A 10584-nucleotide genomic window follows, 5' to 3' on the forward strand; every position below is an offset into this window, starting at 1 on the left:
GCGTCGCGCAGCCCGCCGCGGTGATCTGCTGACCCGCCTGGTCGCGGACGTGGACGAGCTCCAGGACTACTGGCTGCGCTGGCTGCTGCCCGCCTCCGTCGCCCTGCTCGTCTCCGGTGCGACCGTCGGCTTCACGGCCTGGCTGCTTCCCGAGGCGGGCGCCGCCCTCGCGGTGGGCCTGCTCGCGGCCGGGGCCGGGGTGCCCCTGGTGACCGCGGCCGCGGCCCGGCACACCGAGCGCCGGCTGGCACCCGCCCGCGGCGAACTGGCGACCCGCGTCACCGATCTGCTCACCGGCACCGCCGAGCTGACCGTGGCCGGCGCGCTGCCCGCCCGTACCGGCGAGGCCAAGCGGGCGGACGGCACCCTGACCCGGATTGCCTCCCGCGCCGCCGCCGCCACCGCGCTCGGCGACGGACTCACCGCGCTGGTCTGCGGCCTGACCGTCACGGCCATGGCGCTGTTCGGCGTCCAGGCGGTGGCGGCCGGACGGCTCGGCGGTGTCGCACTGGCCGTCGTCGTCCTCACCCCGCTGGCCGCGTTCGAGGCCGTACTCGGGATGCCGCTCGCCGTCCGCCACCGGCAGCGGGTGCGGCGCAGCGCGGAGCGGGTGCGGGAGGTGCTGGACACGCCGGAGCCCGTGCGTGAGCCCGAGCGGCCCCGCCCGGCGCCCGCGACGCCGTTCCCGCTGGTCCTCAAGGGGCTGACCGCGCGGCACGAGGGCCAGCACGGGGAGGCACTGACCGGACTCGACCTGACGCTGGAGCGGGGCCGCCGGATCGCCGTGGTGGGGGCCTCCGGCTCCGGCAAGACGACCCTCGCCCAGGTGCTGCTGCGCTTCCTCGACCCGCGCTCCGGCTCCTACACCCTCGCCGGGGTGAACGCCCCCGAGCTGTCCGGCGACGAGGTGCGGCGGCTGGTCGGGTTGTGCGCCCAGGACGCGCATCTCTTCGACAGCTCGGTGCGCGAGAACCTGCTGCTGGCCAGGAAGGGCGCCACCGAGGCCGAGCTGCGCGGGGCGTTGGCGCGGGCCCGGCTGCTCGACTGGGTGGACGGGTTGCCCGACGGTCTGGACACCCTGGTCGGCGAGTACGGGGCGCGGCTGTCCGGCGGCCAGCGGCAGCGCCTCGCGCTGGCCCGCGCGCTGCTCGCCGACTTCCCCGTGCTGGTCCTGGACGAGCCGGCCGAGCACCTGGACCTGCCGACGGCCGACGCGCTCACCGCCGATCTGCTGGCCGCCACCGAGGGCCGTACGACCCTGCTGATTACCCACCGGCTCGCCGGTCTCGACGAGGTGGACGAGGTCCTGGTGCTCGACGCGGGCCGCGTCGTACAGCGGGGCCCCTACGCGGAACTCGCCGCGGTGGACGGTCCGCTGCGCGAGATGGTGCGCCGCGAGGCGGAGGCGGAGTCGCTGGTGGGAGCGCGGTGAGACCCCGGGGCACCGGCCGCGGACGATGCGTCGGCGGACGGTGACATGGGGCCCCGGCCGCCCTGTCTAGCCGTGCTGGTCGAGCAGACGCTCGATCACGATGGCCACGCCGTCCTCCGTGTTGGCGGCGGTGCGGCCGGAGGCGGCGGCGACGGCGTCGGGGTGGGCGTTGCCCATGGCGTAGGACTGCCCGGCCCAGGTCAGCATCTCGATGTCGTTGGGCATGTCCCCGAAGGCGACGACCTCCTCGTGCGAGATGCCGCGCTCGGCACAGCACAGGGCGAGCGTGCTGGCCTTGGAGACGCCCGGGCCGCTGAGTTCCAGCAGGGCGCTGGGGCTGGAGCGGGTGACCGTGGCGCGCTCGCCGACGGCCAGCCGGGCCAGGGTGAGGAAGGCGTCCGGGTCGAGGGTGGCGTGGTGGGCGAGGATCTTGAGCACGGGCTGCGCGGCGGTCGGGCCGTCCGGCGCGAGCAGCTCCTCGGCGGGCAGCCGGTGGCCCGGCACCTCCATGTGCAGCCGCGGATAGGTGGGCTCCTGGTGGAAGCCGTAGGTCTGCTCGACCGCGAACACCGTGCCGGGCGCTGCCTGGCGCAGCAGCCGGACGGCGTCCAGGGCGTTGCCGCGCGCCAGCTCGCGCACCTTGGTGAACCGGTGGGCGCCGGGGCCGGCGCCCAGGTCGACCACGGCGGCGCCGTTGCCGCAGATGGCCAGGCCGTGGCCGTGGACATGGTCACTGACGACGTCCATCCAGCGGGCCGGGCGGCCGGTGACGAAGAAGACCTCGATGCCCGCCTGCTCGGCGGCGGCCAGGGCGGCGACGGTCCGCGGGGAGACCGACTTGTCGTCGTGCAGCAGGGTGCCGTCGAGGTCGGTGGCGATCAGCCGCGGGCGGATCGCGGCGGCGGGGGTCCCGGGTTGCCTGGTCGCTGAGGTCATCCGGTCATTCTCGCGCATATGCCCGCACGGGCGTGCGGAACTGTGCACAGATGAGACACAGATGACGCTCCGGGCGCCCCCGGGACCCCACGAGGTCTCCCGGGACCCGCATCAGCGTGCCGCAGGACACATCAGCCCAGCTGGGCGAGGCCCTCCATGGCGATCCGCTCGAAGATCTTCTCGTCCGCGGCGAAGTCGGAGTCCGGGATGGGCCAGTGCAGGACGATCTCGGTGAAGCCGAGGTCCCGGTGCCGCCCGGCGAAGTCCACGAACGCGTCCAGCGAGGTGAGCGGGTGGCCGCGGTCCGGGGTGAAGCCGGTGAGCAGGATCTTGTCCAGGCCGGCGACGTCCCGGCCGGCCTCCGCGCAGGCATCGGTCAGCCGGGCCAGCTGTCCGCGCAGCGCCTCCACCGACTGCTCCGGGGTGCCCGTCTCGTACAGCTTCGGGTCGCCCGTGGTCACCCATGCCTGGCCGTGGCGCGCGGCGAGCCGCAGCCCGCGCGGGCCGGTGGCGGCGACGGCGAACGGCAGCCGGGGGCGCTGGACGCAGCCCGGGATGTTGCGCGCCTCGTCCGCCGAGTAGTAGCGGCCCTCGTACGTCACCGCGTCCTCGCTGAGCAGCCGGTCGAGCAGCGGTACGAACTCGGCGAAGCGGTCGGCGCGCTCGCGCGGGGTCCATGGGTCCTGGCCGAGGGCGGTGGCGTCGAAGCCGGTGCCGCCGGCGCCGATGCCCAGGGTGATCCGGCCGCCCGAGATGTCGTCCAGGGAGATCAGTTCCTTGGCGAGGGTGACCGGGTGGCGGAAGTTCGGGGAGGTGACCAGGGTGCCGAGGCGGAGCCGCTCGGTGGCGGCCGCGGCGGCGGTCAGGGTGGGGACGGCACCGAACCAGGGGCCGTCACGGAAGCTGCGCCAGGACAGGTGGTCGTAGGTGTACGCCGTGTGGAAACCCAGCTGCTCGGCGCGCACCCAGGTGGCGCGGCCGCCCTCGTGCCAGCGGCGGTACGGCAGGATCACGGTGCTCAGACGCAGACTCATGCGTTCGAGGGTAAGCGGTGGGCCGAGGCGGTGCGGGCGGGATCAGCGCGGTCCTGGGAAGCGCAGATGGCGCGGGGGCACGGCGGCGGTCAGCCAGACGCCGTTGGCGCTGACGTGGAAGACATGGCCGTCACGGTGCATGGCACCGGCGTCGACCACCAGGACGACCGGGCGGCCCCGGCGGGCACCGACCCGGGTGGCGGTGTCGCGGTCGGGGGAGAGGTGCACGGCATGTCTGTCCATGGGCTTGAGACCGGTGGCCCGGATGGACTCCAGGGCACGGGGATGGGTGCCGTGGTAGAGGTACGGCGGCGGGGTGGCCGGCGGCAGGCCCAGGTCCACGGCGACGGTGTGCCCCTGGTTGGCGCGGATCCGGGCGCCGTCGATCGTGAAGCGCCGTTTGTCGTTGGTGGCGACGACCCGGTCGAGTTCCTCGCGGGTGAAGCGGAAGCCGTGTTCGGCCGCCGCGCCGATCAGGGCGTCGATGTCGACCCAGCCGGCGGGGTCGAGAGTGAGGCCGATGCGGTCCGGTTGGTGGCGGAGGTGCCGGGAGAGGTACTTCGAGACCTTGACCGTGCGTCTTTCGTCCATGGGTTCTTCGTCCATGGGATCAGGGTGGTCGAGAGACGCGGATCACGCAGCTTGTTTTCGCGGGGAGGTTTGATCCACAGACAACCCCGGTTATCCACAGGGGAATTGACGAAGTTGTGGACAACTGGCCCGCACGGTGGGGGTGTTGAGGACCGTTGTCCCCGACACCCCCACGCGGATCACACCTTCGGCTCCACCCGCGCCAGCCGGCGCAGCGCCCCCGGCAGCACCCGGGACAGGAGGTGCGTGCCCCGCGCCTCCGGGGTCACCGGGACCACCGGACGGTTGTGGACCACCGCGTCCAGGATCGCCGAAGCCACCTTCTCCGGCGGGTAGTTGCGCAGTCCGTACAGGCGCGCGGAGCTCTTCTGCAGGCGGCGCTCCTCGGTCTCGTCGGCCCCGGCGAAGCGCGCCGTGGACGTGATGTTGGTGTTGACGATGCCGGGGCAGATCGCCGTGACCCCGATCGACTGCGACGCCAGCTCCGCGCGCAGGCACTCGGAGAGCATGAGGACCGCCGCCTTGGAGGTGCTGTAGGCGGGCAGCATCCGGGAGGGCTGGAACGCGGCGGCGGACGCGATGTTGACGATATGGCCGCCCTGGCCCCGCTCGGCCATCCGCGCCCCGAAGAGCCGGCAGCCGTGGATCACGCCCCAGAGGTTGACGTCGAGGACCTTGCGCCAGTCCTCGGTGGTCGTGGCGAAGAAGGACCCGGACAGGCCGATGCCCGCGTTGTTGACCAGCACGTCCAGCACGCCGTACGCGCGGTGGACCCGCTCGGCCAGCTTCTCCATGGCCTGTTCGTCCGAGACGTCCGCCGTCTCGGCCCACGCCTCGGGCGCGCCGATCAGCCGGGCCAGTTCCGCGGTGCGGGCCGCCGCCTCGGCGTCCCGGTCGACGGCCACCAGCCGTGCGCCCGCCTCCGCGAACGCGAACGCCGTCGCCCGGCCGATCCCGCTGCCCGCGCCGGTGATCAGTACCAGCTGCCCGCCGAACCGCGCCGAGTGGAGCCCGGTCGCCTTCGGCTCGGGGCGGCCGCCCTCCACCGACAGGACGAACTCCTCGATCCAGGCGGTCAGCTGGTCCGGCCGGGTGCGCGGCGCCCAGTGCTTGGCCGGGAGCGTGCGCCGGGTCAGCTGGGGCACCCAGCGGTCCAGGTCGTCGTAGAGCCGCTCGGAGAGGAAGGCGTCGCCCTGGGGCGTGATCAGCTGCACCGGGGCGTGCGCGAACGCGTCCGGGCGGGGGTGGGCCAGCCGCGGGCGCACGTTGTCCCGGTACAGCCAGGCGCCGTGAGCCGCGTCCTGGGGCAGGGAGGAGGTCGGGTAGTCGCCGGCCGGGATGCCCTCGGCCCGCTCCAGGAGCTTCGGCCAGTGCTTGCCGAGCGGGCCGCGCCAGGCCAGCTCCGGCAGGGCCGGGGTGTGCAGCATGCCCACGTACCAGGACTTGGCGCCCTGGCCCAGGAGCTGGGCCACCCGGCGGGGCGTCGGACGCTTCAGACGGTCGTTGATCCAGTGCCCGAAGTGGTCGAGGGACGGCCCGGAGATGGTGGTGAAGGAGGCGATACGGCCCTCCGTGCGGCCGACCGTGACGAACTCCCAGGACTGCACCGAGCCCCAGTCGTGGCCCACGAGATGCACCGGGCGATCCGGGCTCACCGCGTCCACCACGGCCAGGAAGTCGTCCGTGAGCTTGGCCAGCGTGAAGCCGCCGCGCAACGGCCGCGGCGCCGTGGAGCGGCCGTGGCCCCGGACGTCGTACAGCACCACATGGAAGCGCTCCGCGAGGCGCGGGGCCATCTCGGACCACACCTCCTTGCTGTCCGGATAGCCGTGCACCAGGACCACCGTCGGCTGCTGCGCGTCGCCCAGTTCGGCCACGCACAGGTCGATTCCGCCGGTCCGTACCGTGCGCTCGCGCGCACCCTTCAGGGTCGTCACTTCTCCTCCGCCCAGCGCCGCACATGCGGCAGCTCGTCGTCCAGCCAGAACGCGCTCTGCTCGGGGTCCTTCGAGTCGGTGACCACGAGCAGCTCCTCGAACTTCGCCCCCGTGCCCCGGAAGCCCAGATGCGGTTCGACCGCCCACAGGCCCGGCTTCGGCGGATGGTCCGAGAAGCGGTACGGCGACCACAGCGGCGACCAGCCCTCGCGGTGGCCGTGCAGCGCGTCCGAGGCGAGGCCCTTGAGGGACTGGGTGCCGAAACCGAAGACATGGGGCGCGAAGCGGCGCTCCCGCACCCGGTCCACCTTGTGGGCGATCACGCCGAAGGGGTAGGCCCGATGCCGGTTGGCGTAGCCCTGGCGGACCATCAGCCGCTCCACGTCCTCGTAGATCTCGCGCAGCGAACGCCGTTCACGCACCTCGCGCAGGATCAGCTCCCGGTGCGCCTCCAGGTCGGCCATCAGCCGGTCCTGTACGGGGTTCACCCCGAGGGACCCCGAGTAGCCGATGTCAGCCGTGTATCCCTCGAACACCGGGGCCATGTCCAGGATGAACGGCCTCCCGGGCTCGAGCTCGCGGTCGGTCGGGAAGAACTGGAGCGGGATCCGGAAGTTCACGAACGCCGTGCGGTCCCCGAACCAGGCGAAGGGCAGATGGAACCAGTCCCGCACCCCGCGCTCGCGCAGCCACTCCCGCTGCATCCGCGCGGCCTCACGCTCGGTCACACCCGGCTCCAGGCGCGCCGCGACCGCCTCCGCGCACTCATAGGCGAGGCGCTGCACCTTTCCGAATCCCCGCAGCTCCGTGGGGAGTTCACTGCTCACTGCCGTCGTCATGCCGCCTCGTCCCGTGGTCCGGCCGATTCACGTCGGCTGCGGTACGCGTCCGTAACTTGACAGAGGTGAATCTCGCAGTTGTTAGAGGCGGCGTCAATAGGCGGGAGCGCGGGCCCGGGACAAGTCCGGGTGACCCTTAGGGAGGGGCGGCCCCTAGGGTCCTGTAATACCTGGGGCGGACCCGAAGACGGCTCTGTGGTCTGACGACCGGCGTGGCCGGGATCACTACCGTTCGGTGGGTGACTGTGATCGCGACCGAAAGCCTGAGCAAGCGGTTCCCCCGGGTGACCGCGCTCGACCGGCTGTCCGTGGACATCGGGCCCGGGGTGACCGGACTCGTCGGAGCCAACGGCGCCGGCAAGTCCACCCTGATCAAAATCCTGCTGGGGCTGTCCCCCGCCACCGAGGGCAGCGCCCGGGTGCTGGGCCTGGACATCGCCAGTGAGGGCGCCGCCATCCGCGAACAGGTCGGCTACATGCCGGAGCACGACTGCCTGCCGCCGGACGTCTCGGCGACCGAGTTCGTCGTGCACATGGCGCGCATGTCGGGGCTGCCGCCCACGGCCGCGCGCGAGCGCACCGCGGACACCCTGCGCCATGTCGGCCTGTACGAGGAGCGCTATCGCCCCATCGGCGGCTACTCGACCGGCATGAAGCAGCGCGTGAAGCTCGCGCAGGCCCTGGTGCACGACCCCAAGCTGGTCTTCCTGGACGAGCCGACCAACGGCCTCGACCCGGTCGGCCGCGACGAGATGCTCGGCCTGATCCGCCGCGTCCACTCCGACTTCGGCATCTCCGTCCTGGTCACCTCGCACCTGCTGGGCGAGCTGGAGCGGACCTGCGACCACGTGGTCGTCATCGACGGCGGCAAGCTGCTGCGCTCCAGCTCCACCACCGACTTCACCCAGACCACGACCACCCTCGCGATCGAGGTCACCGACAGCGACACCCACCCCGACGGCACCGCCGCGGTCCGCGACGCGCTGCGCGAGCGCGGGGTGGAGACCCACCACGAGGGCGCGGGCCTGCCCGGCGCCGGCCACATCCTGCTGCTGACCGCCGCGGGCGAGGAGACGTACGACCTGGTGCGCGACGTGGTCGCCGACCTCGGCCTCGGCCTGGTCCGCATGGAGCAGCGCCGGCACCACATCTCCGAGGTTTTCACCACCGACACCACCGACACCGCCGAAGGCAGCGGCGACGAGCAGCGGAAGGAGGCCGTCGGCCATGGCGGTTGAGCAGCCCCTGACCTCGCCCCCGGGCGGGACGACCCGGATCCACGACATCGGCTACCGCGGCTACGACGGCCCGCGCCTCGGCCGTGCCTACGCCCGCCGCTCCCTTTACTCGCAGTCCCTGCGCGGCGCCTACGGCCTCGGCCGCTCGGTGAAGTCCAAGGTGCTGCCCATGCTGCTGTTCGCGGTCATGTGCGTGCCCGCCGCCATCATGGTCGCCGTCGCCGTCGTCACCAAGGCGCACGAACTGCCGGTCGCCTACACGCGGTACGCGATCATGCTCCAGGCCGTCATCAGCCTGTACGTCGCCTCCCAGGCGCCCCAGGCCGTCTCCCGCGACCTGCGCTTCAAGACGGTCCCGCTGTACTTCTCGCGGCCGATCGAGACCGCCGACTACGTGCGCGCCAAGTTCGCCGCGCTCGCCTCGGCGATCTTCATCCTCACCGCCGCTCCCCTGCTGGTGATGTACGTGGGGGCGCTGCTGTCCAAGCTGGGCTTCGCCCACCAGACGAAGGAATTCGCCGAGGGACTGGTCTCCGTGGCCCTGCTCTCCCTGCTCTTCGCCGGCATCGGCCTGGTCATCGCCGCCGTCACCCCGCGCCGCGGCTTCGGCATCGCCGCCGTGATCGCCGTACTGGTCATCACCTACGGGGCGGTCTCCACCCTCCAGGCCATCGCGGAGGTCCAGGGGCACTCCGGCGCCATCGCGTGGATCGGCCTGTTCTCGCCGGTCACCCTGATCGACGGCGTGCAGTCCGCCTTCCTGGGCGCCACCGCCCGAAACCCCGGCGGAGTCGCTCCCTCGACCGGAGAGGGCATCGTCTACGTCCTCGTCACCCTCGCACTGATCGCCGGCTGCTACGGCCTTCTGGTGCGCCGCTACAAGAAGGTGGGACTGTGACGACCCTCAGCATCGACCATGTCTCCCGCTGGTTCGGCAACGTGGTCGCCGTCAACGACATCACGATGACCATCGGACCCGGTGTGACCGGTCTGCTCGGTCCCAACGGTGCCGGAAAGTCCACCCTGATCAACATGATGGGCGGCTTCCTCGCTCCCTCCACTGGCACGGTCACCCTCGACGGACAGCCGGTGTGGCGCAACGAGGGGATCTACCGGCACATCGGCATCGTCCCCGAGCGCGAGGCGATGTACGACTTCCTCACCGGGCGCGAGTTCGTCGTGGCCAACGCGGAACTGCACGGCCTCGGCGACAAGGCCGCCCAGCGGGCCCTGGCCACCGTCGAGATGGAGTACGCCCAGGACCGCAGGATCGCCACGTACTCCAAGGGCATGCGCCAGCGCGTGAAGATGGCCAGCGCCCTGGTGCACGACCCCTCGCTGCTCCTGCTGGACGAGCCGTTCAACGGCATGGACCCGCGCCAGCGGATGCAGCTGATGGACCTGCTGCGGAGGATGGGCGACGAGGGCCGCACGGTGCTGTTCTCCTCGCACATCCTGGAGGAGGTCGAGCAGCTCGCCCGGCACATCGAGGTCGTCGTCGCCGGGCGGCACGCGGCCAGCGGCGACTACCGCAAGATCCGCCGTCTGATGACCGACCGCCCGCACCGCTATCTGGTGCGCTCCAGCGACGACCGGGCCCTCGCGGCGGCACTGATCGCCGACCCGTCCACCGCCGGCATCGAGGTCGACCACACCGAGGGCGCGCTGCGCGTCCAGGCCGTCGACTTCGGCCGTTTCACCACTCTGCTGCCGAAGGTCGCCAGGGACCACGGCATCCGGCTGCTCACGGTCTCGCCGTCGGACGAGTCCCTGGAATCCGTGTTCTCTTACCTGGTCGCGGCGTAGGAGGCCGAAGATGTACGACCCCACAGTCGCCCGGCTCACCTACCGGGCCCTGCTCGGCCGTCGCCGGGCCCTCATCCTCGGCGCGCTGCCGCTGCTGCTCATCGTGATCGCCGTGGCCGTACGCGCCCTCAGCGGGGCCGACGACCAGACGGCCGCCGATGTGCTCGGCGGGTTCGCGATCGCCACCATGGTGCCGATCATCGGCGTCATCGCGGGCACGGGCGCGATCGGTCCGGAGATCGATGACGGCTCTGTCGTCTATCTGCTCGCCAAACCCCTGAAGCGGCCGACGATCATCTTCACCAAGCTGATCGTGGCCATCGCGGTGACCATGGTGTTCTCCGCGGTGCCCACGCTGATCGCGGGCCTGATCCTCAACGGCAACGGCCAGCAGATCGCCGTCGCCTACACGGTGGCCGCGCTGGTGGCCTCCATCGCCTACTCCGCGCTGTTCCTGCTGCTCGGCACGGTCTCCCGGCACGCGGTCGTCTTCGGCCTGGTGTACGCGCTGGTCTGGGAGGCGCTGTTCGGCTCCTTGGTGCCGGGCGCGCGCACGCTGAGCGTGCAGCAGTGGGCGCTCGCGGTCGCGCACAAGGTGGCCGGGGGCGACCTGGTCACCTCCGACGTCGGGCTGACGACGGCGGTGGTGCTGCTGGTCGTGGTGACCGTGCTGGCCACCTGGTACGCGGGGCAGAAGCTGCGCTCGCTGAAGCTGGCGGGGGAGGAGTAAGCGGCTCCGGGGTCCCCGGTCGTCGACGGGGGACCCCGGAG

Annotated in this window: 10 protein-coding genes; 5 read left to right on the forward strand and 5 right to left on the reverse strand. The window is 72.2% G+C overall.

All coding sequences use genetic code 11. The features are described 5' to 3' along the window. Positions 1–1432: thiol reductant ABC exporter subunit CydC (gene cydC / locus CCN72_RS08835; RefSeq protein ID WP_107430080.1), on the forward strand; the 1432-nt coding region annotated here is incomplete at its 5' end. A 66-nt stretch (positions 1433–1498) separates the two neighbouring features. On the opposite strand, the gene CCN72_RS08840 is transcribed toward cydC, so the two are convergent. From CCN72_RS08840 to CCN72_RS08860, 5 genes are all read right to left on the reverse strand, one after another. After that, positions 1499–2368: an HAD family hydrolase gene (locus tag CCN72_RS08840; protein WP_161219332.1), complete on the reverse strand. Its 870-nt coding sequence runs from the start codon at positions 2366–2368 to the stop codon at positions 1499–1501. A gap of 131 nt (positions 2369–2499) precedes the next feature. After that, positions 2500–3402: an LLM class flavin-dependent oxidoreductase gene (locus CCN72_RS08845; RefSeq protein WP_086807027.1), complete on the reverse strand. Its 903-nt coding sequence runs from the start codon at positions 3400–3402 to the stop codon at positions 2500–2502. 42 nt (positions 3403–3444) lie between these two features. Next, complete coding sequence (locus CCN72_RS08850) at positions 3445–3993, reverse strand: RNA 2'-phosphotransferase (protein ID WP_086807028.1); 549 nt, start codon at positions 3991–3993, stop codon at positions 3445–3447. A 179-nt stretch (positions 3994–4172) separates the two neighbouring features. Further along, positions 4173–5930 carry an SDR family oxidoreductase gene (locus CCN72_RS08855; RefSeq protein WP_086807029.1) on the reverse strand — a complete coding sequence of 586 codons (1758 nt, stop codon included), beginning with the start codon at positions 5928–5930 and terminating at the stop codon, positions 4173–4175. Beyond that, positions 5927–6769 carry a M24 family metallopeptidase gene (locus tag CCN72_RS08860; protein ID WP_086807030.1) on the reverse strand — a complete coding sequence of 281 codons (843 nt, stop codon included), beginning with the start codon at positions 6767–6769 and terminating at the stop codon, positions 5927–5929. The genes CCN72_RS08855 and CCN72_RS08860 overlap by 4 nt, the downstream gene beginning before the upstream one ends. A gap of 245 nt (positions 6770–7014) precedes the next feature. On the opposite strand from CCN72_RS08860, the gene CCN72_RS08865 reads away from it, so the two are divergent. From CCN72_RS08865 to CCN72_RS08880, 4 genes are read left to right on the forward strand one after another with little or no spacing between them, the layout of a single operon-like run. Continuing rightward, positions 7015–8007, forward strand: a complete 993-nt coding sequence (locus tag CCN72_RS08865; RefSeq protein ID WP_086807031.1) for an ABC transporter ATP-binding protein — start codon at positions 7015–7017, stop codon at positions 8005–8007. Beyond that, positions 7997–8905 (forward strand): hypothetical protein, encoded by a 909-nt coding sequence (locus CCN72_RS08870; protein WP_086807032.1) that lies wholly within the window; start codon positions 7997–7999, stop codon positions 8903–8905. The genes CCN72_RS08865 and CCN72_RS08870 overlap by 11 nt, the downstream gene beginning before the upstream one ends. After that, a complete protein-coding gene (locus CCN72_RS08875; RefSeq protein ID WP_085565578.1) occupies positions 8902–9813 on the forward strand; it encodes an ABC transporter ATP-binding protein in 912 nt (303 codons plus the stop codon). Before CCN72_RS08870 ends, CCN72_RS08875 begins: the two co-directional genes overlap by 4 nt. A gap of 10 nt (positions 9814–9823) precedes the next feature. Continuing rightward, a complete protein-coding gene (locus CCN72_RS08880; RefSeq protein ID WP_037650529.1) occupies positions 9824–10543 on the forward strand; it encodes an ABC transporter permease subunit in 720 nt (239 codons plus the stop codon). Positions 10544–10584: the final 41 nt, after the last annotated feature.

This window comes from Streptomyces murinus, assembly GCF_002154555.1.
GTDB lineage: Bacteria > Actinomycetota > Actinomycetes > Streptomycetales > Streptomycetaceae > Streptomyces > Streptomyces murinus.